The sequence below is a fragment of the Pseudomonas laurentiana genome (assembly GCF_014648275.1).
In the GTDB taxonomy this organism is placed as follows: Bacteria; Pseudomonadota; Gammaproteobacteria; order Pseudomonadales; family Pseudomonadaceae; genus Aquipseudomonas; species Aquipseudomonas laurentiana.
Genome location: NZ_BMQU01000002.1, coordinates 131,702 through 158,385, shown reverse-complemented (window position 1 = coordinate 158,385; position 26,684 = coordinate 131,702). Strand labels below are relative to the sequence as shown.

Genomic DNA, 26,684 nt, shown 5'->3' with positions numbered 1-26,684 from the left:
CCCAAAGCCGCTTGAACCCCAAAGCACCATGGGGGCTTTGGGGTAACGGGCGCCAGCCAACGAGCACGCAGTGTCAGTTCAGAGGGAGGGGGTGGCAGTACAGCCACCCTCGAGCGCTGATCAATCCCTCAGCCTCCTTGTCATGTCAGCTATCACACCATGAACGATTCGCCTGACAAGCCTGCTCTCGCCGGCATTCATTGTCGGTGCATACTCATCCAGGATGTTACTGGCAGCGTTGCTCACCCCCTCGGTCAGCTCATTGATAATCTTGGTTCCGATCGCTTTGTTCAGACCAATGGCTTCACCCAGGCTGATCACACTGGCCTTGGTGACTTCCGCATGGGTACGAATACCCTCTGGTTTCCAGACCAGCTCTGCCTCTAGCCAAGGTGCTGCAGACTCGCCATAGATCGCGGTGCACAAGAGGTCATAGTGAGGGGCCAGGTAGTACGCATCAGCGCGCACGAAAAATGAGAGATTCTTCAGGTGGGCGTCATTGTTGCCAACCAGGATGTTGAACACCAACCACTTGAACAACTGTATCCGCGTCTGCGCAACGTTACGCACAAGATCAAGGATTTTCCGCAACGTTTCAGCGGTCGCTTGCTGATACTTGAAGCTCTTGTCCAACCCCAGGATCTGGCAGGCGTCCAACACATGCTCCCGCATCAGCCGATTGTTTACCCGTTGGCGGTCAAACCGCTCAATCAGGTACACCGACTCAGGCACACGACGCATGTACACGGCCGGGACACCCAGTTTTACTTCCTTGGCAATCGTCATTACAAACCACTCGTTGACGGCAGTTGCGTCGTACAGATCGCGCTGCGAGTGGTCAGGCTTGAGGATATGGGTTGAGGGCGTACTGCCTATCGGTTCAAACAGACGTCCATTTTCCAGCACAACGGGAAGCTTGTGCTGTGCGCCGGCCAGCGACATGCGCTTAGGAGCCCCGGTGGTCAGCGCGACACGTGGCAAATTCCGAATCCTTTCGCTCAGCTCGGCATCGGGGAGAGGCCTCAGCCCACCATCCGGAGGCAGGTGAGGGTCATGAAGCAACGTAACCGCACCGGCGGACTCTGCCCCGTAATAGCCAAGCAGGCCAAAGGCATCTGCAAATTCGATTTTTGCATCGCTGGCCAGTAATGAGCGCGCCTGTTCCTCTGGGAGCAAGTTGTCGAAAAACCACTGAACAGGGCGTTCTGAAGAGCCATCAACGATAAGGCCCTTTGCTCTTGCCAACGCGGGCGACAAGTCGTAACCATCGGCGCTGGATATCCATTCCGGGCTGTATTCCAGGCTCCAGATGCCCGCGTTATCGCTCAAGGTCGCGACGTGAGTCGCATTGATTACAACCTCAAGTGTTCTCATTTTCCGGGTATATCCATGTAGAGCCGGATGCCCAGTTCCTGCATCACGAGCAGCACGCTTGCGAGAGAGACCGTGCCTTTTCCCTTTTCTATATCTCTCAGCAGGACGTGGCTTTTCCCAGCGATCAATGCCAGATCTGACTGAGTGATGCCTTGGGCCTTTCGAACCTTGCGTACCGCCTTCCCCAAGTCGTCGGGGGTATGGATCTGTACGAGCGCGCTCATGGAGTGGTCAACCTGTCTGGCGGTCAGTGAAAACGAAGCTATGACTTCGATTATGTGACCGAACCCCATGAAGTCAAGGAAAACTAAGTCTTGCTTTCGTTTTTATGGGTTAAGCAGGACATTTGGTTAAAACTAAATCATAGCTTCGATTTTTACGGCTGCTGCGCTGAGCCTCAATAAACGAAGCCATGGATTAGTTTCCGTGCCATGCAAACCCGGGGATCGCGATGGGTCACTCGTACGGTTTGCCATCTTTATGCTGGAACTGCCAGTTCCCGTCAGGCCCCGCAACGGCCTGTAAATCGTCAGAGGGGTAGGTCACGCTGTCCCCAGCGCTACGGTCGCCGACTTCAAGGATGACGCAGTCGACGCCTGATCGATTCTCCAGGTGGTGTGCAAGCCCTGCGCTGGGAAAGCCAACGACCATCCCCGGAGCAAGCTCAAAGATGTCGTTTCCGCGAAACAGGGTTGGGTGACCTTCTACGACATATATGAATTCATCCTGTCGCGAGTGGGCATGGTGTAGCGCCGAGACGCTCCCAGGGGGCAGGTGGATCAGGTTCACGCCAAAATTCTTGATGTTGAATAGATCACCCAATGGCCGTTTCGTGCGTCCAGTCATGAGCGCGGCGAATGGTTCCGGGTAATGGCTAGGGCGAATGCGCGTCGGGGCATCGGTTGCATTGATAGGAGCGGGCTCTGCAGTGCCGTTCATTTTTTAGGTCACCGGTCAAGGGTAGGCATCGAGGGGGGAGGTTTCACCGCGAGGGTATGCTCATCGCACGTTCATAGCGGTTAGGGTAGAGGTACAGGATATGCGCATAGCTCCGCGCTATTCGAGCAATCTGTATATGAGGACGCCTTGGACTTGACGTCCAGCGCCTCGGAGGGGGCGTTAGCGTGGGGAGGGTTTAACGGCAGAGGCGCCATCACCCAAGAGCGCCACCATCCGACGTGAACATTATTTAGTTGGAAAGTTGCAATGTGTTGCTCAGCCATTGAGAGAAATCATCGAGCTCAGCGGGTGCAATTTCATGGGCCATGTCGTAGTAATGCGTCTGATGTGGGACGCCGATGCTGTCTAACCAGGCATCTGCTTCTTTTGCCCAGTCGATCGGCAAGACGCCATCTCGTCGACCATGGGCAATAAACGCTGAAATGTCTTTGAATCGTTCGCGCGGCGCAATGTGAGGCGCTAGCTCCCTCAGCATCCGCCCGCTCAGGATGGCAAAGCCTTTCACCAATTCCGGCTCTGTTACCCCAACGCTTGAACTCATGATTCCACCTTGGCTGAAACCCGCGACCACTGTTGGCAGTGGTGGAAGCGCTTGAATGAACTGGCATAGCAATTGACGGCTGTTGTCCGCTTGCTCAAAGCTGAATGCGGGCCCATTGCTGGTGAAGTTGACCTGATACCACGCGTAACCTTGGGGACCAACCTGAATGGGGCCGCGGAGCAACAGTACCTCAAGCGCCTCTGGGAGCGTTGCCGCCACGCTTGCCAGATTTTCTTCGTTAGCGCCCACGCCATGGAGCAGGAGCACACGAGCCCTGGGCGGTGAGGATTGATCACGACTGCGAAAGACGATGCCGGTTTCCTGCTGGCGTAGGGCGCCTGTGAAACTGTTTAGATTTTTCATTGAAGTTGTTGCCTTTATTCAGTGACGGTTGGCGGAGAGGGCTCCCTCATCCGTGTCAAGCAGGCAGCGGTCCATTGCCAGCACCCCATACGTGATTCCACCTTCCAATACACGTGTTTCGTAACGCTCACCAGCGGCTCCCAATGCGATCAGCAGCGGAAGGAAATGCTCAGCGCTGTGTGGGTTTGCGCCTCGATGAGTTCAGTTTAAAGATTGTCGATCTGAGATAAATAAGCTCAAATGCGACTTACAGTTCCAGTAAGTGAGACAGTCATGGATCGCGCTCTCGAGATGCAGGTGTTCTGCACCGTGGTTGAGAAGGGAAACTTCATAGGCGCCGCTGAACCTCTGGAAATGTCCAAAGCCGCGATTTCTCGTTATGTGAGCGCGTTAGAGGAGCGGTTGGGCGCGCGGTTACTGCATCGCACGACACGGCGGCTTTCCCTGACCGACGCTGGCCGGCAGTTCTATGAGCAGGCCAAGGATGTTCTGGTGTTGATGCATGAGGCTGAAGAAGCCGTGTCGTCAACAGCGCCGGAAGCAACTGGATTGCTCAGAATCAATGCCCCGGTGAGTTTTGGCGTCTTGCACCTTGCGCCAATATGGGCAGATTTCATGAGGGCCTACCCACAGGTACAGTTGGACATCAGCCTTAATGACAGGATCGTAGACCTGGTAGAAGAGGGATTCGACGTGGCTATCCGCATCGCACGGATGGAAAGCTCTTCCTTGGTTGGGCGACGGTTGTCCAGCACTCGCATGTGTCTCTGTGCTGCGCCTTCCTACCTGGATGCTCATGCGCCCATCGAAACACTTCAGGACCTGACACAACACGGTGTGGTGGCTTACACCAATTTCGCAAGCGGGAGCGACTGGACGTTCGATGGACCTAATGGGCAAGAAACGGTAAGAACACAGTCTACGGTTCGGTGCAATAACGGTGACACCTGCCGCAGCATTACCCTCAGCGGAGGCGGAATTTCACTGCAGCCGAGTTTTATGGTCGCCGATGATATCCGGACAGGCCGTTTGGTCGAGATTTTGCCGGCTTACCGATCTATCGAGTTAGGCATCTACGCGGTCTACCCAACACGTAAGCACCTGGCTGCAAAAGTCCGAGCGTTGATCAGCTTCTTGGGCGAGCGGTTTGATTCACCCTCGTGGGCAATTTGAAATGCCGTCCAGCAACGGGTCATTGACCAGACAGGTGCGATACGTCGTCGATGAACGGGTGATGGGGGTTGAGCGCTGGCAGTGAGGCCGGGGTAAGATGACGCTGCGTCTGTGCATATAGATCCCTCCACTCGATTCGCGAAGTCGCGCCCAGCGGCTACAGCGAACGAACCGAGCAAAGAAACCGTACATCAATCGTTATTGGAAGCATGAATCGTCCGCTATTTGTTTCTCTAGATGGGCCCAAGGGAACCGGCAAAACCACACTGTTGGAAGCCGTTACGAAAGTGCTGCGGGCGGACAACAAAAAGGTGATCCGACTTTGCGAGAAAAAAAGCGATCCCTACAGGGGGGAAACAATGGCCCTCGTCAACAAACTCGTCAGAAATCCTGACCGGGATTTGGAGTTGGGGGTTTGTGAGCGCCTTGCTGATAGCCGTACCTGGATTTCCCAGCACGTGCTGACCAAACAGCCGCCGGGCAGCATCATCTTGATCGATCGCTGGTACCCGTCTGATGCCGCGTTTCGCCGGATAGTCCCGTTTGCAGAAATTCTACAGTTGAACATTGATCGGAACGTGCGAGTGCCAGACCTGCATGTCGGTGTTGTCACCGCCCCTGATGTTTCATGGGCGAGGGCAGCGGCACGATCGCGTGGGCTGAGCAGTACGGTGATGCATAAGCTGGAAGAACATGTTGCTTCTACCAGGGCGTTCGAGCGAGCGATTGCAGATCACGGCTGGGTGCTATGCCGTAATGAGGGAGCGATCGAAGAGGCGACGATGCAGGTGATTTCTGAGATCTACAGCGTGCTTTGACGTGCTGATCAAAGGCATTGAGCAGAGTAATACGCGAGAGATTCAGCGCTTGGCCGAAGGTGCACGTCAATGGCAGGCGACCAGCTCCGCACGTGGTGTCATCAAATGAAAACACCTTGTCGTCCGATGAGAAGCACCCTCACCGCGTAGCGCTTAGAGTCCAATCAACAAGAACAGACGCAACGCGTCCGAATGGATGATTGGAGTGACAAGCATGGCCAAAGTCGTACGTTTCTATGAAACCGGTGGTCCCGAGGTATTGCGCTATGAAGACGCCGAGGTCGGCGAGCCCGGCCCGGGGCACGTCCGTCTGCGCCAGGTTGCGGTTGGCCTGAACTACGCCGACACCTACTTCCGTAACGGTACTTATCCGATTCCGATGCCTAACGGCATGGGCGTGGAAGCGGCCGGGGTAGTGCAAGCCGTCGGCGAGGGCGTGACCAATGTGGCGGTCGGTGATCGTGTGACCTACACCGGTTTTCTCAACACCCTGGGCGCCTATTGCACCGACCGTCTGATCGGCGCAGCGGCGCTGATCAAGCTGCCGGAAACCATCGCTTTTGAAACCGCAGCGGCGATGACCATGCGCGGCCTGACCTCGGCCTACCTGATGCGCCGCCTGTATGACTTCAAACCCGGCGATACGATCCTGTTGCACGCTGCCGCCGGGGGGGTTGGCCTGATCGTTTCGCAGTGGGCGCGACTGCTCGGCATTAACGTGATCGGCACCGTGTCCACCGAGGCCAAGGCAGAAGTGGCCAAGGCCCATGGCTGCACCCACACCATCAACTACAGCCACGAAGATGTGGCCAAGCGCGTACGCGAGCTGACCGATGGGCTGGGCGTCAATGTGGTGTTCGACAGCGTCGGCAAGAACACCTTCATGGCCTCGCTCGACGCGCTCAAGCGCCGCGGCCTGATGGTCTGCGTCGGCACGGCCTCCGGCACCATCCCGCCGTTCGATCCACAGATCCTGGCGATGAAAGGCTCGCTGCACCTGACCCGCCCGGCGCTGGCTGACTATATCGCAGACCCTGCAGAGAAGGCCGACCTTGCCGGTGAGCTGTTCGATCACGTCAGCAGCGGCCGCATCAAGATTGAAATCAACCAGCACTACGCCCTGCACGATGCAGTCCAGGCGCACCGTGACCTGGAAGCACGCAAAACTACCGGTTCGTCGATCTTCGTCATCTGAAGAGGGCTGTAGCATGCACATCGAACAATTGACCTGCGCCATCGGCGCTGAGGTGTCCGGGGTTAACCTGGCAGATGCGGTGCACGATGACGACCTGTTCGACCAGCTCCGTGCGCAATTACTCAAACACCGGGTGCTGTTCTTGCGTAACCAGGACATCAGCCGCGCCGAGCACGTGGCCTTCGCCCGGCGATTCGGTGAGCTGGAGGACCACCCTGTAGCAGGCAGCGACCCGGAGCACCCGGGGCTGGTGCAGATCTACAAGCGCCCGGACCAACCCGCCGACCGCTACGAGAATGCCTGGCATACCGATGCCACCTGGCGCGAAGCGCCACCCATGGGGTGCGTGCTGCGCTGTGTGGAGTGCCCCCCGGTAGGCGGTGACACCCAGTGGGCGAACATGGTGCTGGCCTACCAGAACCTGCCGGATGAGGTGAAGCGGAAGATCGAAGGCCTGCGCGCCCGGCATAGCATCGAAGCCAGCTTTGGCGCGGCGATGCCGATGGAAAAACGCCTGGCGCTCAAAGCCCAGTTCCCCGACGCCGAGCACCCGGTGGTACGCACCCACCCGGAAACCGGGGAGCAGGTGCTGTTCGTCAACGCCTTTACCACTCACTTCACCAACTACCACACCCCACAGCGGGTGCGTTTTGGCCAGGACGCCAACCCGGGGGCAGGCGATCTGCTGCGCTATCTGATCAGCCAGGCGTACCTGCCCGAATACCAGGTGCGCTGGCGCTGGAAGCCCAACAGCATCGCTATTTGGGATAACCGCAGCACCCAGCACTACGCGGTCATGGATTACCCGGCCTGCCATCGCAAGATGGAGCGTGCCGGGATCAAGGGCGACCGTACTTTCTGAGCATTAGCCATCCGCTGCACAGCGGGCACAAGACAATAACAAGACCGAGGACGACAGCATGCAATTCTTCGACGATTCGTTGCACCCGGAAAACATGGAAAAGGTGGTGATCACCGTCGCCCCTTATGGCCCGGAATGGATGCCTGAGGACTTTCCCGAAGACATTCCGCTGACCATGGATGAGCAGGTCCAGAAGGCGGTTGACTGCTATGAAGCGGGCGCCACCGTGCTTCACCTGCATGTGCGTGAACTCGATGGCAAAGGCTCCAAACGCCTGTCCAAATTCAACGAACTGATCGCCGGCGTGCGCGAAGCCGTGCCGGACATGATTATCCAGGTAGGCGGTTCGATTTCCTTCGCCCCTGAAAACGATGGCGAAGCGGCCAAATGGCTGTCTGACGATACCCGCCACATGCTCGCTGAGCTCACGCCCAAGCCTGACCAGGTGACCGTGGCGATCAACACCACGCAAATGAACATCATGGAGTTGCTGTATCCGGAGTACCTGGAAGGCACCTCCCTGGCCAACCCGGCGATTCAGGCCGCCTACAGTGAAATGACCGTACCGGCCGGGCCTGCCTGGGTCCGCGAACATCTGCGCCGCCTGCAGGCGAGTAACATCCAGCCGCACTTCCAGCTGACGGGCATGCATGCTCTGGAAACCCTTGAGCGCATCGTGCGCCGCGGCGATTACATGGGGCCGCTGAACCTGACCTGGATCGGTATCGGTGGCGGCTTCGACGGCCCCAACCCGTTCAACTTCTTCAACTTCATTCACCGCGCGCCGGATGGCTGCACCTTGACTGCAGAATCGCTGCTCAAGAACGTGCTGCCGTTCAACACCATGGCGCTGGCCATGGGCTTGCATCCACGTTGCGGCAACGAAGACACCATCATCGATCACCACGGCAAGCGCTTCACCTCGGTGCAGCAGATCCAGCAGACCGTGCGGGTTGCCCATGAACTGGGACGCGAGATTGCCAACGGCAAAGAAGCCCGTGCCATTTACCGCATCGGCCAGCAGTACAGCAGTATCGAAGAAACACTCAACGCCAACGGAATGGCGCCCAATCGCCTGCCGGGCCATAAGGGTGTGCCACAGCGCGGCTGACCGGACAGGGTCGGCCTGTGACGGCAGTGCCGACCCACTCCAGCCCACAGCGCTGTTAGTCAGGCTTTTGATAACAACAAGACTTACGCCAGACAACAGAGGAGGCAGCATGGCCGCTTATATCGCCAGCGCCGCAGATGATGGTGCCGACACTTCACGTGGCATTCCACGGCGTTATGCCTGGATTGTCTTCGCCTTGACCTTTGGCCTGCTGATTTCCGACTACATGTCGCGCCAGGTGCTCAACGCGGTATTCCCCCTGCTCAAGAGTGAATGGGCGCTGAGCGACAGCCAGCTCGGCCTGCTCAGCGGCATCGTTGCGCTGATGGTCGGGCTGCTGACCTTTCCGCTTTCGCTGCTGGCCGACCGCTTTGGCCGGGTCAAAAGCCTGGTGCTGATGGCAGTGCTCTGGAGCCTGGCAACCCTGGGTTGCGCCCTCGCGGAAAATTACCCGCAGATGTTTATCGCCCGTTTTCTGGTGGGTGTTGGCGAAGCCGCTTATGGCAGCGTCGGCATCGCCGTGGTGGTCGCGGTTTTTCCACGCGACATGCGCGCAACCTTGGCCGGTGCCTTCATGGCCGGTGGCATGTTCGGCTCGGTGCTGGGCATGGCCCTGGGTGGGGTAATGGCCCAGCATCTGGGCTGGCGCTGGGCATTTGCTGGCATGGCGCTTTTTGGCCTGATGCTGGCGTTGTTGTATCCACTGCTGGTCAAAGAGGCGAGGATCTCGCCGCCGCGCTCGATGGCACCCTGCAAGGTAACCCGCCCGTTGCGTACCTTATATAGCAGCCGTTCGGTAATCGCTGCTTATGTTGCCAGCGGCCTGCAATTGTTCGTGGGTGGCACTGTGATCGTGTGGATGCCCAGCTACCTGAACCGCTACTACGCCATGGGCACCGACCAGGCGGGAGTCGTCGCCGCGATTATCGTGTTGTGCAGCGGCATCGGCACGATCCTCTGCGCGATGCTCTGCGACCGCCTGGGGCGTCAGCGCCCGGACCGTAAAATCAGCCTGGCGATCGGTTATTGCCTGGGTAGTTGCCTGCTGTTGTCGGTGGCTTTTGCGCTGCCCTCGGGCACTGTGCAATTGGTGCTGATCTGCCTGGGCATGATGATTGCCGTCGGCACCAACGGGCCGTCCAGCGCCATGGTCGCCAACCTGACCCATCATTCGGTGCATGGCACCGCCTTCGCCACCCTGACCCTGTTCAACAACCTGTTGGGCCTGGCGACCGGGCCGCTGATTACCGGCCGGGTTTCCGATTTCATCGGCCTGCATGCCGCGTTCCAGTGTGTGCCGCTGATCAGCATCGGCGCAGCGGCGGTGTTCTTTATTGGCAAGCGTCACTACCACAGCGACATGGCTCGCCTGGAAGGGCAGGTGCAACCAGTACCTGACGCGGGTCGAATTCAAGAGGTAAAACCGTGAAACAAACGTTATCCATTGACGTATTTTTCGACTTCATCTGTCCCTGGTGCCTGATCGGCCAGCGCCATCTGCAGCGTGCGCTTGAACAGTTGCGTCTTGAGCAGCCTGAAGTTGAGGTCAACCTGCGCTGGTGGGGGGTGCAATTGCTGCCGGATATGGCCAGGACAGGGCAGCCGTTCGAGGCGTTCTACCGCAAGCGTTTGGGCAGCGAGGATGCGGTGCGTCAGCGTCAGGCTCAGGTGCGTGCGGTCGCTGACGCCGCTGGTGTAAGCATTGATTTTTCCCGTATCAGTCGTATGCCCAATACCGCCGACGCCCATCGCTTGCTGCAACGCGCTGTGGCATTGGGCAAGTCGGCAGAGGCCGAAGCCTTGCTGGCGAACTTGTTTGCGGCCTACTTTCAGCAAGGCAAGGACTTGGGCGATCCGATCACCCTGTTACGTATCGCCCAGGACTGTGGCTTGAGTCCTGCACAGGTCGCTGATTGCCTGCGTGGTGATGCCAGCCCATTTCTCGGCGCCAACGACTCTGCAAGCGAGGGTGTGCCTTGTTTTCGGTTCAACCGACAGCGGGTGGTGAGCGGCGCTCATCCTGCCGAGGTGCTACTCGACGTCATGCGTGAAGCACTGGACCCGGTGGCACTGGCATGAGTTATCGATACCCCGTGCCGCTGGCCAAGGTGCCGGCTCGCGGCAGCCGTGTGCTGCTGACCTTCGAGAACAAGAGCCTGGCACTGTTCAATGTCGCCGACCAGTTTTATGCCATCGACGACAGCTGCCCGCATCAGGGCGCGTCTTTGTGTGCCGGGCGCCTGGAAGGGCGGGTGATTCAGTGTTGCGCGCATGGCCTGCGCTTCGACCTGGCCAGTGGTTATCTGCTCAATTCCACCCAGCTCAAGGTTGCCCGTTACCCGGTTGAGCGTCAGGGCGAGGAGCTGTTTATCGTGATCGAGTCCGAGGAGTCCGTCCAATGAGCACCATGGCAATTGCCGCCGTTAACAACCGGGTGCGAGCGCTATCGCCTGGTTTTGTCGTGAGCCTGATCGCGGCAGGTGCGGCGAGTTTTCTCAGTGAGCATTACGATGCGCCGGTGATGTTATTTGCCCTGTTGCTGGGCATGGCGTTGAACTTTCTCTCTGCCGACGGCAGCTGCAAGGCCGGGATTGAATTCACCGCACGCACGGTGCTGCGTGTCGGGGTGGCGCTGCTGGGCATGCGTATTACTCTGGAGCAGATTGCCAGCCTTGGCTGGAAGCCGGTGGTGCTGGTGGTCATTATTGTGGTGGTGACCATTGGTGTGTCGATGGTGGTGGCCAAGGCCATGGGGTTCAATCGGCTGTTTGGCATGCTGACGGGCGGCGCGACGGCGATCTGTGGGGCGTCGGCGGCGTTGGCGCTGGCTGCGGCGTTGCCTGCGCACCGGCAGAAGGAGCATGCGACGCTGTTCACGGTGATCGGCGTTTCGGCGCTGTCGACCCTGGCGATGATCCTCTATCCGATGATTGCTGATGGGTTGCAGCTGTCACCACCGCAAGCCGGGGTGTTCCTCGGCGCCACTATTCATGATGTGGCGCAGGTGGTGGGGGCGGGGTATAGCATGTCCACCGAGACGGGGGACATTGCCACGGTGGTCAAGCTGATGCGGGTGGCAATGTTGCTGCCGGTGATTGTCTGTGCGGCGATGATTACCCGGCGGGCGGGGGATGATGCCTCTGGACAGCGGCCGCCACTGTTGCCCTGGTTTGCGGTGGGGTTTGTGTTGCTGGCCTGTTTGAACAGTACGGGGTGGGTGCCTGCTGTGGTCCAGGGTGGGGTTAATGATCTGTCGCGCTGGTGTCTGGTGGTGGCGATCAGTGCCCTGGGGATGAAGACGCAGCTCAAGGAACTGGCCAAGGTTGGGTTCAAGCCCATTGCGTTGATGGTGGGGGAGACAGTGTTTCTGGTGCTGCTGGTGTTGGCATTGATGCATTGGGGGTTGTAAGGGGCAGGCCCTCGGATTTGGGGGCATATCCATTTGCCAAGGGTGATTAAGCGCCGCCGCAAACGGGTATGCTCACAACCATCAAGCCCCAACCGTCAACGCCCCAAGCCTCAACGCTGCTGAACCCCATACTGCACCCGCCACGCAGCCGGTGGCATCCCGAACTGCGCAATAAACCAGCGAGTGAACGAACTGGGCATCGAGTAACCCAACATATCCGCAATACGCCCCAACGAGTAACTGGGATTCTCCAGATAGCGAATCACCAGATCCCGTCGCACCCCATTGATCAAATCGCTGAACGTCGCGCCACACTCTTCGAGCCGCCGCTGCAAGGTACGCACATTCATCCCCTGAGTCTGCGCCACTTGCTCGATAGTGGCCCGTCCCATAGGCAACAACAAATAAATGGTCTTGCGCATCTCCAGCTCCAGCGACAACTTGCCCCCGGCCTGCAGCGTATCCAGATAACGCTGGGCCAGCCGTGCCATGGCCTCATTGGCCAGCGGATTGGCCGCATCCAGGTCGGCAGCAGGGCAGACGATGCCATTGAACTCACTGCCGAACACCAGTTTGCAGCCAAGAACCCGCCGATGAATCGCAAGGTCAGCCGGAGTGCTGTGGGTGAAGTTGGCACTGATCGGGTGCCAGTGCGCCCCCAATACAGCCGCACACAGGCGACGCATGACCCCGATCGCAAGCTCCGTGGCCTGACGACTGCCGCGCGGCAGGTCGCTGACCACTTCTTCACGAATGATCACCGTCTTGCCAGCGTCTTCGATATGGATCGCCAGCGCGTCATTGAGCAAATGCCGGTACTGCACGATGACCTGCAAGGCATCACGCAGCGTGCGCTGATGACTGAGCAGCAGGCTGATCTCGCCAAAGTCCGATAACTGACGCAATTCGGCCATACGCAAGCCGAAGGTTTCACAGCCACTGACCCGCGCCGACTCCTCCAGCAGGGTGATCACGCTCGAGACGGCAATACGTTGGTTGGGATCATCCAGCAGCGCGGCACTCAGACCGACCTGAGCCAGCAAGGCATGAGGGTTCAACCCCACATGGCGCGACACTTCGAGGTAATTGGTCAAGCTTGCAGCACGGACGAGGGCGGTCATTTTATTGTTTTCCACGCATTCTCATTAGGTGCCCCGCTTCTGCGGCGGGTCGCTTTTTATAGCCTGAGTGTCATCAAATGAAAAGCCGATTTCCGCTCCTCAACCTGAGCACACGGTCCACTGCTCAGTCGTAGCGGACGCCTGCCGGTGCCCGTGTCATCAAATGTGAAGTCACTGACGTTCAATGTAAAGCACCCAGGGGGAGGGGTGATTACTGTGAGTCTCGAAGCGCTCGACTGACTTGCCGAGCTGACTGCCTTGAGCATAGGTGCCGACATGGAAAGATTGCATACCGCCGCTACCGTCCTGATTGTCCCTGGCCTGCGCGACCATGTCGCCGAGCATTGGCAGACCCTGCTCCAGGCGCGCCTGGCCAATGTCCGCGCGGTACCACCACTGCAGGTCAACGGCCTGGACTGCAACGCCCGGGTCGAAGCGATCCAGCGCGAACTGGAACAGATCGACGGCGACGTTGTGCTGGTGGCGCACAGTGCCGGTGTATTGATGGTCGCCCATTGGGCTGCACGCTATGACCGGCCGATCAAAGGCGCGTTGCTCGCGGCGCCACCTGACCTGAACGCTCAATGGCCTGCAGCTTACCCACGGCCGGACACCCTGCGCGCCAACGGCTGGGCGCCGCTGCCGATCACGCCATTGCCGTTCCCCAGCATTGTTGCCGCCAGCAGCAACGATCACCTGGCCAGCCTCGAGGCAGTTACCGCCATGGCCGAAGGCTGGGGCAGCGACCTGGAATTGCTGGGCGCGGTCGGTCATTTGAACCCGGCTGCCGGGTTCGGTCCCTGGCCTCAGGCCGAAACCTTCATTCAGATCCTCGACTGTTAAAACCCTGCAGTAATGCATGGACGCTTGACCAACGCCCGCACAAGTCGGGCGGCGATAACAAAAATAACAATACGTGGAGTCATCGCAATGCCAAAACACCGCACTCATTGCGCTGTGCCGTCGCAGCGCCGTCTGCTGGTCTGTGCCATCAGTTTGCTCGCGCTGCCTGGCGCTCAGGCGTTCGAAGTCGATACCGGTAACGAAGACTGGGCCGTGCGCCTGGACAATACCGTCAAGTACAACTACGGCGTACGCACCGAAAACGCCGACAAGCGCATGCTGGCGACGCCGAACAACAACGACGGCGATTACAACTTCCGCAAGGCCGGTACCAACATCACCAACCGTGTCGACCTGCTGACCGAGCTGGACGTGATCTACCAGGGCAACATGGGCTTTCGTGTCAGTGCTGCCAGTTGGTATGACAAGGCTTACGACAACACCGGTTCCAACTCCAACCCGTTCGTCAACGGCAATGGCAACAGTTCCGGCATCAACCCGAGCCTCAATGGTTTGCCTGGTACCGGCACCCCGTTGGGTAGCCCGCACCTGAGCAACTATGCCCAACGTTACTACAGCGGCCCGTCTGGCGAAGTGCTCGATGCGTTTGTGTTCATGAGTACTGAGGTTGGCGAGAGTTCGCAACTGAGCGGCAAACTGGGCCAGCACAACCTGTTCTGGGGCGAGACCTTGCTCAATCCGGTGCACTCGCTCAGCTATGGTCAGTCCGGTCTGGACCTGGCCAAGCTGGCGGCGTCGCCTGGTACAGAGGCCAAGGAGCTGTTCGTACCCCGCAATCAGCTGTCGACGTCGTTTCTGGTGAACCCGGAACTGACCCTCGGCGCGCAGTACTTCTTCGATTGGGATGCCGCCCGGTTGCCGGAAGCGGGCACCTATTATGGCGGCTCCGATGTGGTGGGTGAGGGTGCTCACAGTTTCCTCCTGGGCCATACCGGCACGCCCGGGCTGATCCCGGTGCGCGGTGCGCTGACCAGCATCCGCCGTGGTCACGACCTGACCCCGGACAAGCGCGGCGACTGGGGCGTGATGGCCAAGTGGTCGCCTGAATGGCTGGGCGGTACTTTGGGCTTCTACTACCGCAAAACCTCGGAAATCCTTCCGCAAGCCTGGCTGGATACCCGTGGCCTGACAGTGTCCCGTGGCCCGTTCGGCAATCCACCTGCCGGTCCTCAGGGCGCGGTCGGCAACCTTTACAATTCGCTGCAAAGCGCCACTTACCAGTTTGCCTATGCCGATAACATCGATATCTATGGCCTGAGTCTGTCCAAAGACGTGGCCGGCATCAGTGTCGGCAGCGACCTGAACATTCGCCACCACATGCCGTTGGCGAGCATTCCGGCCATCGTCAGTGCGCCGGGCCAAGGCGGGCTGGGCGGTGGCTTCGGCCTGTTGCCACCGCGCCTGCCCAGCAGTGGCGTGGTCTACGACGTGCCCAGTGATGGTGATGGTCTGAGTGCCACCGGCCAGACACTGCACTGGACCCTCAACGGCCTGATGACCATCGCCGATACGCCGCTGTTCGATAGCGCGACCCTGTTGGGCGAGCTGTTCTACAGCAACTTGCTCAAGCTCGATGGCCACAACGAGGCCTTGTACAAGGGCAAGAGCAGCTACCGCGGGATCGACAAACCGACCCGTGACAACTGGGGCATTGCCGTCAACTTCACCCCAACCTGGTACCAGGTCATGCCCGGTGTCGACCTGAGCATGCCGCTTTCGGTCAACGTCGGTCTCGATGGCGTCTCGCCGGTGCAGGGCGGCGGCGCCGAGGACACCGGCAACTACGCGGTGGGCGTCAGCGCCGCGGTTTACAACCAGTATTTCGTCGACCTCAAGTACGTCGACAGCTTCGGCAAGTCGCAGTCGTGCAACAACGGCCAGACCGATGGCACGACGCCCAATGCCCTGGACCGCGAGCAGGATTACACCTGCTACGGCGCAGGCTATGCCTCCTTCTCCGGTGGCGGCGCCACCACTGAGGACCGTGGCGCGCTGTACCTGACCGTCAAAACCACTTTTTGAGTTGCGTCTTCCTTCAGACATCACGCAGGAAAACCATAACCATGAACTACATGCACACCCTGTTGGCCACCTGTTTGTCGCTGGCAGCTATCCAGTCCGCCCAGGCCGCTGTATCCAGTGACCAGGCAGCCCGCCTTGGCACCAGCCTGACCCGTATCGGCGCGGAAAGCGCCGCCAATGCCGACGGCTCCATTCCCGCCTATCAGGGCGGGCTGGTCACCCCACCGGCGGGCTTCAAGAACGGCGACAGCATGCGCCCCGACCCGTTTGCCGACGAAAAGCCGCTGCTGGTCATCAATGGCAAGAATGCTGATCAGTACAAAGGCCAACTGACGGCTACCACCCAGGAGCTGCTCAAGCGCTTTCCGACCTTTTCGGTTGATGTCTATCCGACCCATCGCACCGTCGCGCTGCCTCAGTCTGTACTGGACAACACGGCGAAAAATGCCGTTGGCGCGCACAGCCAGGAAGGCGGATCGGCCGTTCAAAATGTGCTGCCGGGGATTCCGTTTCCGATCCCGCAGAGCGGTGCCGAGGCCATGTGGAACTTCCTCCTGCGCTATCAGGGCGTGAGCATGGCGGCCAAGTACGACTCCTGGAACGTCGATTCCGCGGGTGTGCCAACCCTGTCGACCACAGGTCAAGCCAACATCAGCTACCCGATCTACGAGGACATGAGCAAAACCATCGGTGCCAAAGACACCTACTACCAGATGAAGCTGGTGTACACCGCGCCCGCCCGGCGTGCCGGCGAAGCGATGATGCTGCGCGACGCCGCCAACCCGTTGGTGCAGCCACGTAGCGCCTGGCAGTACCTGCCGGGGCAGCGCCGGGTGAAGCTCGCGCCGAACCTGGCCTACGACACGCCCAACCCCGGTACCTCGGGCTCGGGTACCTATGATGACGTGTTTGTCTTCAATGGCGCCCTGGACCGTTACGACTGGACCCTGGTGGGCAAACAGGAAATGTATGTGCCCTACAACACCTACAAGCTCACCTACAGCACCGACATCAAGCAGCTCATCACCCCCAATCATCTGGCGCCGCAGTTCGTGCGGTGGGAAAAGCATCGCGTGTGGGTCGTCGAGGGCAAGCTCAAGGACGGTGCTCGCCACATCTACCACAAGCGCCGCTTCTACCTCGATGAGGACAGCTGGATCGCTTTGGCCTCCGATCAGTATGACGCCCGTGGTCAGCTATACCGTGGCTCGTTCGCCTTCCTCAGCCAGAGCTATGACAAACAGACCCCGGACGCTACGCCCTTCATGATCTACGACCTGATCGGCGGCACCTACAACCTCAATGGCGTGGTCGGTGCTTACGGGGGCATTCGCTACATCGAGCCGCTGTCCAAGACCCAGTGGTCGCCCGAGTCCCTGGCTGGCGCCGGCATTCGCTGAGCCCGCCCGCAAGGTAGGTACGCTCCGGCATCGCACCTGGGTGCCGGATTGTTTGTTGAGCAGCCTGCTGCGTGCAGCGGCGATCCGGAGGAGCCGGTATGTATTTTCTCAAGCGCTGTACCGCGTTGATGCTGACGTGGACCGCCCTTCAAGGGGCGGCACAGGCCGCATCTTACCTGGATGTGCTGGATCTGCCGGCCATGCCCAGCGCCTTGGCAACGGTCAGTCCGTTGCGTGATGTCACCAACGTCGGCGCGCATCTGGTGGCTGTCGGCCCGCGTGGGCACATTCTGTATTCCGATGACAACGGCGGCCATTGGCAGCAGGCCAGCGTGCCAGCCAGTGCCGACCTCAATGCCGTGAGTTTCCCCAGCGCCGAGCAGGGCTGGGCAGTGGGTAATGACGGCGTGATCTTGCACAGCCGCGATGGCGGTGTGAGCTGGCAAAAACAACTGGACGGGCGCGTGCTGGGCGAACAGGTGCTGGCCTACTACCGTGCCCAGGCTCAGGCCGCACCGGAGGACGAACGTTGGCCAGCGCTGATCGCGGAAGCTGAACGGCTGGTGCAAGAAGGCGCCGACAAACCGTTTCTGGATGTCTGGTTCGCTGACGAGCAAAACGGCTTCGCTGTCGGCGTCTTCAACCTGCTGCTGCACACCCGCGACGGCGGGCAGCACTGGACGCCGTGGCTGGAGCGTAGCGACAACCCGCAAGGCCTGCACCTGACCAGCCTGGCCAGCGTCGACGGCGCGCTGTACATCACCGGGGAACAGGGTTTGCTGCTCAAACTTGACGCCGATGGCCAGCGCTTCACCCGGCTGGTCACGCCTTACAACGGTACGTTCTTTGGCGCCGTCGGCAAGCCGGGGGTGCTCTTGGTCTATGGCCTGCGTGGTCATGTGCTGCGCAGCACCGATGGCGGCCAGCATTGGCAGCCGGTGAGCACCGGCCTCGCCAATAGCATCACCGCAGCCAGCCTGGACCGCGCCGGACAGCTGTGGCTGTTGAGCCAGGCCGGGCATGTGCTGCTCAGCCGCGACGACGGTGCCAGTTTCGCCCAGGTCCGGCAAACGGCACGCACGCCGATAAGCGCGGCGGCATTCGATGCCGCGACCGAGTTGGTGCTGGTGGGTGAGCGTGGCGTACGCACACTCGCCGTTGAATAACTGCCGTCCCCATAACAAGAGAACAACCTGATGGCCAACATCCAACAAGACACCTTGCCGGTGATCCGCACCCTGAGCGAATTCGACACCCGCTCCGGCAACTGGCTGGAACGCCTGGTGTTCAATCACCGACTGCCGTTCATGCTGCTGATGCTGCTGGCGACCCTGGTGCTGGGGTTCATGGCCATGACTCGCCTGGAACTGCGCCCCAGCTTCGAGAAGATGATTCCGCAGAGCCACCCCTATATTCAGAACTACCTGGACAACCGACAGTCGTTGCGTGGCCTGGGCAACTCATTGCGCGTGGTGGTGGAAAACGCCCAGGGCGACATCTTCGATCCGGCGTATTTGCAGAACCTTCGGCAAATCAACGATGAGCTGTTCCTCAGCCAGGGCGTCGACCGCGCCTGGATGAAGTCCCTGTGGAGCCCGTCGGTACGCTGGACCGAAGTCACCGAAGAGGGTTTCCAGGGCGGGCCGGTCATGCCCGACAGCTACCAGGGATCGGCGGCCGACATCGAGCAACTGCGCGAGAACATCGAGCGCGCCAATATCGTCGGCAGCCTGGTCGCCCGCGACTTCAAATCAAGCATGCTGATCGTGCCGCTGCTGGACCAGGATTCGGCGACTGGTCGTGGTATCGACTATCACGCGTTCTCGCAGAAACTTGAACAACTGCGCAGCCAGTACGAAGCGCAGGGCACATACAAGATTCATGTGATCGGCTTTGCCAAGCTGATGGGCGATCTGATCGACGGGCTGATTCAGGTCATGCTGTTCTTTGCCCTGGCGGTGCTGACCACGCTGGTGATCATCTACCTCTACACCCGTTGTGTGCGCAGTACGTTGCTGGTGGTGCTGTGCTCACTGACGGCGGTGGTCTGGCAACTGGGTATCGTCGCCTGGCTGGGCTATGCCATCGACCCTTATTCGATCCTGGTGCCGTTTCTGATCTTCGCGATCGGCGTGTCGCACGCCGCGCAAAAAATGAACGGCATCATGCAGGACATCGGTCGCGGTACCCATCGCCAGGTAGCCGCTCGCTACACGTTCCGCCGCTTGTTCGTGGCCGGTGTCACTGCACTGCTTGCCGATGCGGTGGGCTTTGCCGTGCTGATGCTGATCGATATCCCGGTGATCAAGGACCTGGCAATCACCGCGAGTATCGGCGTGGCGGTGTTGATCTTCACTTCGTTGCTGCTGATGCCGGTGGCGCTGTCCTATGTCGGCGTCGGTCGCAAAGCCGCCGAGCGCGCCTTGCGCATCGACTCGCGGGCCGCCGAACATCGTGGCTTCGGCAAGCTCTGGGACCTGCTCGATCGGTTTACTACAGGTAAATGGGCGACGGCGGCCTTGCTGGTGGCTGCGGTCCTGGGGGCGGGGGGCTTTGCCCTGAGCCTGCAACTGAAGATTGGTGACCTCGACAGCGGCGCTCCGGAATTGCACGCCGATTCACGTTACAACCGTGACAATGCCTACATTACCGGCCATTACGCGCTGTCCAGCGACACCTTCGCAGTGATGATCAAAACCGCTCCAGAAGGTTGCCTGCGCTACCAGACCCTGGTGCTCGCCGACCGCCTGGCCTGGGAGCTGCAACAACATGCCGGGGTACAGACCACGCTGTCGTTGACCAACGCCGTGCGCCAGATCACGGCCGGCACCTACGAAGGCAACCCCAAGCTCAACAGCATCCAGCGCAATCAGGATGTGCTCAATTATGCCGCGCAACAGGCCTCGGTCAACGCCCCGGAGCTGTTCAACAACGACTGCTCGCTGATGCCGGTGATCGCCTACCTCAAGGACCACAAAGCCGACACCCTGGACGAAGTGGTCGCGGTGGCCGAGCGCTTTGCCGCGGCTAACAGCAGTGAAGACCGCCAGTTCCTCCTGGCCGCTGGCAGCGCCGGTATTGAAGCGGCGACCAACATCGTCGTGCGTGACGCCAACCGTACCATGCTGTTGCTGGTTTACCTGGCAGTCACGGTGTTCTGCCTGATTACCTTCCGCAGCTGGCGCGCAACCCTGGTGGCGGTTGTACCGCTGATGCTCACCTCGGTGTTGTGCGAGGCGCTGATGGTGATGATGGGCATCGGTGTCAAGGTCGCCACCTTGCCGGTAATCGCCCTGGGCGTGGGGATCGGCGTCGACTATGCGCTGTACCTGCTCAGCGTCCAGTTGCACTACCAGCGTAAAGGCATGCCGCTGTCCGAGGCTTATGAAAATGCCGTGGCCTTTACAGGCCGTGTCGTCGGCCTGGTCGGCATCACCCTGGCTGCCGGGGTTGTGGGTTGGGCCTGGTCGCCGATCAAGTTCCAGGCTGACATGGGCATCCTGCTGACCTTCATGTTCCTGTGGAACATGCTCGGTGCGCTGATCCTGATTCCGGCGCTGTCGTATTTCCTCCTGCCTGGCAACAAGGCCCAGGTTACCGCTCCCGGCACCGTCGCTGACGACCGGATAAAACACACCACCCAAGAAATCGAGTGTTCGCAAAATGTCTGATTACCTTCCACCTTTGCGCGATATGGATTTTCTGTTCAATGAGGTCTTCGACATTCCGGCCATCTGGTCAAGGATTCCCGCGTTGGCTGAGCAGGTCGATGCCGACACCGCCAAGGCGATTCTCGAACAGGCCGGCAAGCTCATCGCCCAGGTGGTGGCGCCGCTAAACCGCAGCGGCGACGAGCAGGGCTGTCGCTGGGAAGAGGGACGGGTCAGCACACCGGACGGCTTCGCCGAAGCCTATCGCCGCTATGCCGAGGATGGCTGGGTGGGTGTGGCGGGTGCGGTGGAATATGGTGGCATGGGCATGCCCAAAGTGATGGGTGCCCAGGTCGAGGAAATGCTCAACGCTGCCAACCTGTCCTTTGGCCTGTACCCGATGCTGACCGCCGGCGCCTGCCTGTCGCTGCTCAATCATGCCAGCGAAGCGCTCAAAGCCCAGTACCTGCCGGCCATGTACGAAGGGCGCTGGAGCGGTTCGATGTGCCTGACCGAACCCCATGCCGGCACCGACCTCGGTCTGATCCGCACCCGCGCTGAGCCGCAGGTCGATGGCAGCTACCGTATCAGCGGCACCAAGATCTTCATCACCGGTGGCGAGCAGGACCTTACGGAAAACATCATCCACCTGGTGCTGGCCAAGCTGCCGGATGCGCCGCAAGGCGCCAAGGGTATCTCGCTGTTCCTGGTGCCCAAGGTGCTGGTCGAGGCGGACGGCTCACTGGCTGAGGCCAATGCGCTCAGTTGTGGGTCGATCGAACACAAGATGGGCATCAAGGCTTCGGCCACCTGCGTGATGAACTTCGATGGCGCTGTCGGCTATCTGGTTGGCGACCTGAACAAGGGGCTGAACGCCATGTTCACCATGATGAACTACGAACGCCTGGGCGTCGGCATCCAGGGCCTGGCCTTGGGCGAGCGTTCTTACCAGAACGCCACTGAATATGCCCGCGAGCGCCTGCAAAGCCGCTCCGCGACGGGCCCGGCGGCAGCCGACCAGCCTGCCGACCCGATCATCGTGCACCCGGACGTGCGGCGCATGCTGCTGACCATGAAAGCCCTGAACGAAGGCGGGCGGGCGTTTTCCACTTATGTTGCGCTGCAACTGGACCTGGCCAAGTACAGCCAAGACCCTGCCGAGCGCAGCCGTGCCGAGGCACAAGTGGCGTTGTTGACGCCAGTGGCCAAGGCGTTCCTGACCGACATGGGCCTGGAAACCACCGTCCACGGCCAACAGGTGTTTGGCGGCCACGGTTACATTCGCGAATGGGGCCAGGAGCAGTTGATTCGCGATTGCCGTATCACACAGATCTACGAAGGCACCAATGGCATTCAGGCCATGGACCTGGTGGGCCGTAAACTGGTCGCCGACGGTGGCCGCACTTACGCCTTGCTTTCTGCGCAAATCAAGGCATTCGCCGAATCCCTCGACCCCTCGCGTGGCGAGTTCAGCGTGCCGCTCCTGGGCGCAGTCGCGAACCTGGACGAACTGACCGCCTGGGTACTGGACCGTGCGCAAGGTAACGCGCAGGAAATCGGTGCGGCGGCGGTGGAGTACCTGCATGTGTTCGGCTACACGCTGTACGCCTACATGTGGGCGCAAATGGCCGATGTCGCCCTGGGGCAAGAACAGCAATCAGGGTTCTACGTCAGCAAACTGGGTACGGCGCGGTTCTATTTCGAGCGTCTGTTGCCACGCATCCAGTCGCTCAGCGCCACCGTCAAAGCCGGCAGTGCCAGCCTGTTCCTGCTCGACGCCGATCAACTGTGAAGGGCACTGAGATGATCAACACCCGTGTCATTGCCCCGGCACCCGGGGCCTACAGCTATCCGCTGCTGATCAAGCGCCTGCTGCTTTCCGGTGTTCGCTATCAACCCGGTCAGGAAATTGTCTACGCCGACAAGCTGCGCTACACCTACACGACCTTGCTTGAACGCATTCAGCGCCTGGCCAATGTGCTGGTGCAGGCCGGGGTCAAACCTGGCGATACCGTGGCCTTGCTCGACTGGGACAGCCACCGCGCACTGGAGTGTTTTTTTGCCGTGCCGATGATCGGTGCGGTACTGCATACGGTCAATGTGCGCCTATCCGCCGAGCAGATCCGCTACACCATGAACCATGCCGAGGATCGCCTGGTGCTGGTGCATGATGATTTCCTGCCGTTGATGGACCAATTGCAGGGTGAGTTGCAGACGGTCGAGGGCTTTGTCCGCTTTAGCGACGCCGAGCCTTGTGTCACGGAATTGCCTGTGCTGGGTGAGTACGAGGCATTGCTTGCGGCGGCCGACAGTCAGTTCGAATTCCCCGACTTCGATGAACACTCGCTGGCGACCCTGTTCTACACCACTGGCACCACCGGCAACCCCAAGGGCGTCTATTTCACCCATCGCCAGTTGGTGCTGCATACACTCAACGAAATGGGCACGTTCGCCGCTTGCGGGGGCGAACCCTTGCTGCGCTCGTGCGATGTGTACATGCCGATTACCCCGATGTTCCATGTGCATGCCTGGGGCGTGCCGTATGTCGCCACTGCACTTGGGATCAAGCAGGTCTATCCCGGGCGCTATGAGCCCAACCAACTGGTGCGCTTGTTCCGTGAAGAGCAGGTGACGTTCTCTCACTGTGTACCGACCTTACTGCAGATGATGCTCGACTGCGAAGAAGGCCGAAAGACCAACCTTGATGGCTGGAAAATGCTTCTTGGCGGCAGCGCCTTGACCCAGGGCCTTGCGACACGGGCGAGCGCCCGAGGCATACGGGTGCACTGCGGTTACGGAATGTCCGAGAGCTGTCCGCTGCTGTGCCTGACGCGTCTGAGCCCCGAAGACCTGGCACTGCCCATGGAGCAGCAGGTGCCGCTACGGATCAACGCTGGTGTGCCGATTCCGCTGGTCGACCTGCGCATTGTCGACGAGCAGGGCCGCGACGTGCTGCACGACGGTGAAAGTCTGGGTGAGGTCGTGGTGCGCGCGCCCTGGCTTACCCAGGGTTACCTGAAAGAGCCCGAGCAAGGCGCCGCATTATGGGCCGGCGGCTGGATGCACACCGGCGACATGGGCTGCATCAATGAGCGCGGTGTGGTACAGATTCGCGACCGGATCAAGGATGTGATCAAGACGGGCGGCGAGTGGATCAGCTCGGTGGCGCTGGAGAGCTTGATCAGCCAGCACCCCGACGTCGATTCGGTGGCGGTGGTGGGGATTGCCGATGCGCAATGGGGCGAGCAACCGTTGGCCCTGGTGGTCCGCGCCGCGGGTGTGCAACTGGATCAGCAGTCCCTTGCCCAGCACCTGCAGCAATTTGTCGACAGTGGCAGCTTGAATAAATGGGCGGTGCCACGGCAAGTGCGTTTTGTGGACGAAATACCGAAAACCAGCGTTGGCAAGATCAACAAGAAGCTGATCCGCGAGATGCATGCCCGGTAGCCGCGGGCTGGTCCTGCGCTGCGAGGCGGCTGTCAGTTACCTTCGCTGGCTTGGCAAGACGCGTTGAACCGACGGGCTTCGAGAGCGCTGAGATTGCGATCAGCGTTCTCGCCCCGTCCCAACTATCGTGATCGGTAAAGCCAATCAACCCATAAGAACGTCTTGAATATGCTTCTTAACGACACGCTTAGCCTTGGCGCTACAGGGGATGTTCCCTGATCAGTCACAGATGATTACTCTCTTCCTATTCGGCGCAAATGCGAGATTCATCGGCGGTGCCGAGGTATTTGAATACCTCCATCTCAACAACCTTTCCCGATCGAGATTTCCCTCTCTGCGGTGGGGCTGGCAACGTCGCTTTCCCGCATTGGCGCATGGCGATCCGCTTGCTGAGACTAAAAAATCTGCTCACTCAGAGAGGTCACATGCGCTACGCATTTGAAAGTGTGCTCAAGAACAAAAACATGGCTTATCGAAATGCTGACGCCTTGCCTGCAGCGGAGGGAACCCCCGTTCGGGTGGCATTTATCCTGATGGACAATTTCTCAATGATGTCCTTCACCGGGGCAGTGGATGCATTGGTTACTGCCAACCTGATGAGCCAGAAACCCCTGTACGAGATACTGACGGTGGGTATCTCGGGGCGCCAGGTAATAAGCGATCTGGGCATCGTCATTTCAGCGGATTGCGAACTGGGTCAGCTAGAGGACAATCAGGAGGTCGTTATTGTCGCGGGAGGTTTCCGTGTTCAACTGCAGGGTGACCCATTGCTTCGACGCAAGCTTCGAGCCGGCGCCTCATCGGGGGCGATAATGGGGGGATTGTGGAACGGTGCTTTTTTCCTGGCGGAAGCGAATTTGCTGGACGGATTCGAGTGTGCGTTTCATCCGGATGGCCGGGCGATGATGGCCGAGGTGTTTCCAAACGTCAGTGTTTCCAGCCGTACCTACGTTTTTGATCGGGGCCGTATCAGTTGTGCCGGCGCCAACAGCTCGCTACGCATGATGCTCGAGTTGATGCGGCAAACCGGCAAGCAGGAACTGGTATGCGCAGTGGAGGAGGTGCTGCGTTGCGACGAATCGGATGATGCTTCAGATATATCCGTCATTGGCGTTGACTCAGACCCGACGTTGCCTCAGACGCTCAAGTCGGCATTAGAGCTGATGCGCCAGAATATCGAAGAGCCACTGACGATCGATGAGCTGGCCGCCTGTGTCAGAATTTCAAAGCGCCAGCTGGAGCGCTGGTTTTGCCGTTTCATGGAGGCTACACCGACTCGGTATTACCTGGAGTTACGTCTGACACGAGCGAGGCAGCTCATTGCGCAAAGTAATCGGCCGATTGGGGAAATTGCTGTCGCCACCGGTTTCGTCAGCATTTCACATTTCCATCGACGCTTTAGGGATTTTTTTGGCATAGCGCCCGGAAGCCTCCGGGTGACTGGCGAACGTAAGCATTGAACACTCGAGAAGAACGCCGCTTCTTAAGCTCCACGGTCTGCAGTGCGTTGTCAGAAAACGCGTGGAGGAGGGCGCGCACTTGTCGATCGCAGAGGCCTGAGCGACCGCTCAGGGGAGTGAACAACGGCGTGGCTGGCGCTGGACTTCACCCAGCGCTCGGTACTACCTGTCCATCGTGCTGTCCATCGTGCTGACCACCGATTTCGCTCCGAGGGCGAGCACCTGCATTGACCAATGGTGCAGCCGAATTTAGCGTTCGGCTTGACCTGTGAAATTTTTCGTGTATTTTTTCATGAAAAATAACTCAAATAATTTCACGGCATGCCCCTGACAATGAAGATGCACGAAGAAGTCGAAGGCCTGGCGATCTTTATTCACGATCTGCGCACATTCAAGAACCTGACACTGGGCGAACTGGCTGAACGCGTTGATCGTTCGGATGACTTTCTTTCCAAGGTTGAACGGGGTGTTTCGCGCCCGACCGTGGCGGACCTGACGGCGATTAGCGAAACACTCGGTGTATCGACCGCGTACTTTTACAACCTTAGCAAGCCCCGTGGCATCCGTTGGGTTACTCGCCCCCATGAGCGGCGCACACTGTATTTCGGCTCTGGCATTACCGACGTGCTGGCCTCGCCCAATATTGCTGGCGGCTTCTCCATGCTCGACAGTCGTCTTGAACCGGGTGCCACCAGTGGTGATCAGTACCTGAACGACCGTTCGGAGCAGGGCTGTTTAGTGCTCGAAGGCGAACTGACGGTTTGGCTGGAAGACGGCGACGCCGTGACACTCCATGCAAACGACAGCTTCCAGCTGCAACCCCACACGCTTTTCCGTTACGCCAACCTGACGGACAACCTCACTCGCGTGCTCTGGGTATTCAATTGAATTCGTTCACCTCACAAGGATAAGAA

General features: G+C 59.6%; 23 protein-coding genes and 1 pseudogene. 18 read left to right on the top strand and 6 right to left on the bottom strand.

Features of this window, described 5'->3' with window-relative positions; genetic code table 11:
• Nucleotides 1-120: 120 nt before the first annotated feature.
• The 5 genes and pseudogenes from IE038_RS02645 to IE038_RS25160 all read right to left on the bottom strand — a co-directional run.
• Nucleotides 121-1,374 carry a HipA domain-containing protein gene (locus IE038_RS02645; protein ID WP_189395070.1) on the bottom strand — a complete coding sequence of 418 codons (1,254 nt, stop codon included), beginning with the start codon at nucleotides 1,372-1,374 and terminating at the stop codon, nucleotides 121-123.
• Nucleotides 1,371-1,598: a helix-turn-helix domain-containing protein gene (locus tag IE038_RS02640; protein WP_163935111.1), complete on the bottom strand. Its 228-nt coding sequence runs from the start codon at nucleotides 1,596-1,598 to the stop codon at nucleotides 1,371-1,373. The genes IE038_RS02645 and IE038_RS02640 overlap by 4 nt, the downstream gene beginning before the upstream one ends.
• Before the next feature lie 232 nt (nucleotides 1,599-1,830).
• Nucleotides 1,831-2,220: a cupin domain-containing protein gene (locus IE038_RS02635; protein ID WP_229775591.1), complete on the bottom strand. Its 390-nt coding sequence runs from the start codon at nucleotides 2,218-2,220 to the stop codon at nucleotides 1,831-1,833.
• 343 nt (nucleotides 2,221-2,563) lie between these two features.
• A complete protein-coding gene (locus IE038_RS02630) occupies nucleotides 2,564-3,238 on the bottom strand; it encodes an alpha/beta hydrolase (protein ID WP_163935105.1) in 675 nt (224 codons plus the stop codon).
• A gap of 18 nt (nucleotides 3,239-3,256) precedes the next feature.
• Nucleotides 3,257-3,409, bottom strand: a pseudogene (locus tag IE038_RS25160) (dioxygenase); the annotation flags it as partial.
• A 102-nt stretch (nucleotides 3,410-3,511) separates the two neighbouring features.
• Between IE038_RS25160 and IE038_RS02625 the strand changes: the two are divergent.
• The 9 genes from IE038_RS02625 to IE038_RS02585 all read left to right on the top strand — a co-directional run bounded on the left by IE038_RS02625 (nucleotide 3,512) and on the right by IE038_RS02585 (nucleotide 11,806).
• Nucleotides 3,512-4,411, top strand: coding sequence for a LysR family transcriptional regulator (locus IE038_RS02625; RefSeq protein ID WP_163935102.1), 900 nt, complete (start codon nucleotides 3,512-3,514; stop codon nucleotides 4,409-4,411).
• Nucleotides 4,412-4,620: 209 nt separating this feature from the next.
• Nucleotides 4,621-5,229 carry a dTMP kinase gene (locus IE038_RS02620; protein WP_163935099.1) on the top strand — a complete coding sequence of 203 codons (609 nt, stop codon included), beginning with the start codon at nucleotides 4,621-4,623 and terminating at the stop codon, nucleotides 5,227-5,229.
• A 214-nt stretch (nucleotides 5,230-5,443) separates the two neighbouring features.
• Nucleotides 5,444-6,424, top strand: coding sequence for a quinone oxidoreductase family protein (locus IE038_RS02615; protein WP_189395069.1), 981 nt, complete (start codon nucleotides 5,444-5,446; stop codon nucleotides 6,422-6,424).
• Between the two features lie 13 nt (nucleotides 6,425-6,437).
• Nucleotides 6,438-7,286: a TauD/TfdA dioxygenase family protein gene (locus IE038_RS02610; RefSeq protein ID WP_189395068.1), complete on the top strand. Its 849-nt coding sequence runs from the start codon at nucleotides 6,438-6,440 to the stop codon at nucleotides 7,284-7,286.
• A gap of 58 nt (nucleotides 7,287-7,344) precedes the next feature.
• Entirely contained in the window at nucleotides 7,345-8,397 is a 1,053-nt protein-coding gene (locus IE038_RS02605) for a beta-keto acid cleavage family enzyme (protein ID WP_163935097.1), read from the top strand.
• Nucleotides 8,398-8,506: 109 nt separating this feature from the next.
• Complete coding sequence (locus IE038_RS02600) at nucleotides 8,507-9,826, top strand: MFS transporter (protein WP_189395067.1); 1,320 nt, start codon at nucleotides 8,507-8,509, stop codon at nucleotides 9,824-9,826.
• Nucleotides 9,823-10,476: a DsbA family oxidoreductase gene (locus tag IE038_RS02595; protein WP_163935094.1), complete on the top strand. Its 654-nt coding sequence runs from the start codon at nucleotides 9,823-9,825 to the stop codon at nucleotides 10,474-10,476. Before IE038_RS02600 ends, IE038_RS02595 begins: the two co-directional genes overlap by 4 nt.
• On the top strand, nucleotides 10,473-10,799 hold the full coding sequence (locus tag IE038_RS02590; RefSeq protein ID WP_163935090.1) for a Rieske (2Fe-2S) protein: 327 nt from the start codon (nucleotides 10,473-10,475) through the stop codon (nucleotides 10,797-10,799). Before IE038_RS02595 ends, IE038_RS02590 begins: the two co-directional genes overlap by 4 nt.
• On the top strand, nucleotides 10,796-11,806 hold the full coding sequence (locus IE038_RS02585; RefSeq protein ID WP_163935087.1) for a YeiH family protein: 1,011 nt from the start codon (nucleotides 10,796-10,798) through the stop codon (nucleotides 11,804-11,806). The genes IE038_RS02590 and IE038_RS02585 overlap by 4 nt, the downstream gene beginning before the upstream one ends.
• 110 nt (nucleotides 11,807-11,916) lie before the next feature.
• Here the strand turns inward: IE038_RS02585 and IE038_RS02580 are convergent, their stop codons facing one another.
• Nucleotides 11,917-12,927, bottom strand: a complete 1,011-nt coding sequence (locus tag IE038_RS02580; protein ID WP_189395066.1) for an AraC family transcriptional regulator — start codon at nucleotides 12,925-12,927, stop codon at nucleotides 11,917-11,919.
• A gap of 276 nt (nucleotides 12,928-13,203) precedes the next feature.
• On the opposite strand from IE038_RS02580, the gene IE038_RS02575 reads away from it, so the two are divergent.
• The 9 genes from IE038_RS02575 to IE038_RS02535 all read left to right on the top strand — a co-directional run bounded on the left by IE038_RS02575 (nucleotide 13,204) and on the right by IE038_RS02535 (nucleotide 26,658).
• Entirely contained in the window at nucleotides 13,204-13,770 is a 567-nt protein-coding gene (locus tag IE038_RS02575) for an RBBP9/YdeN family alpha/beta hydrolase (protein ID WP_163938672.1), read from the top strand.
• 87 nt (nucleotides 13,771-13,857) lie between these two features.
• Nucleotides 13,858-15,813 (top strand): DUF1302 domain-containing protein, encoded by a 1,956-nt coding sequence (locus IE038_RS02570; RefSeq protein ID WP_163938669.1) that lies wholly within the window; start codon nucleotides 13,858-13,860, stop codon nucleotides 15,811-15,813.
• Nucleotides 15,814-15,854: 41 nt separating this feature from the next.
• A complete protein-coding gene (locus IE038_RS02565) occupies nucleotides 15,855-17,213 on the top strand; it encodes a DUF1329 domain-containing protein (RefSeq protein ID WP_189395065.1) in 1,359 nt (452 codons plus the stop codon).
• A gap of 98 nt (nucleotides 17,214-17,311) precedes the next feature.
• Entirely contained in the window at nucleotides 17,312-18,379 is a 1,068-nt protein-coding gene (locus IE038_RS02560; RefSeq protein WP_189395064.1) for a WD40/YVTN/BNR-like repeat-containing protein, read from the top strand.
• Nucleotides 18,380-18,409: 30 nt separating this feature from the next.
• Complete coding sequence (locus IE038_RS02555) at nucleotides 18,410-20,884, top strand: efflux RND transporter permease subunit (protein ID WP_189395063.1); 2,475 nt, start codon at nucleotides 18,410-18,412, stop codon at nucleotides 20,882-20,884.
• Nucleotides 20,877-22,655 carry an acyl-CoA dehydrogenase C-terminal domain-containing protein gene (locus IE038_RS02550; RefSeq protein WP_189395062.1) on the top strand — a complete coding sequence of 593 codons (1,779 nt, stop codon included), beginning with the start codon at nucleotides 20,877-20,879 and terminating at the stop codon, nucleotides 22,653-22,655. The genes IE038_RS02555 and IE038_RS02550 overlap by 8 nt, the downstream gene beginning before the upstream one ends.
• A gap of 11 nt (nucleotides 22,656-22,666) precedes the next feature.
• Nucleotides 22,667-24,310 carry a fatty acid--CoA ligase gene (locus IE038_RS02545; protein WP_189395061.1) on the top strand — a complete coding sequence of 548 codons (1,644 nt, stop codon included), beginning with the start codon at nucleotides 22,667-22,669 and terminating at the stop codon, nucleotides 24,308-24,310.
• Between the two features lie 425 nt (nucleotides 24,311-24,735).
• Complete coding sequence (locus IE038_RS02540) at nucleotides 24,736-25,770, top strand: GlxA family transcriptional regulator (protein ID WP_189395060.1); 1,035 nt, start codon at nucleotides 24,736-24,738, stop codon at nucleotides 25,768-25,770.
• A gap of 333 nt (nucleotides 25,771-26,103) precedes the next feature.
• Nucleotides 26,104-26,658, top strand: a complete 555-nt coding sequence (locus IE038_RS02535; protein ID WP_163939292.1) for a helix-turn-helix domain-containing protein — start codon at nucleotides 26,104-26,106, stop codon at nucleotides 26,656-26,658.
• Nucleotides 26,659-26,684: the final 26 nt, after the last annotated feature.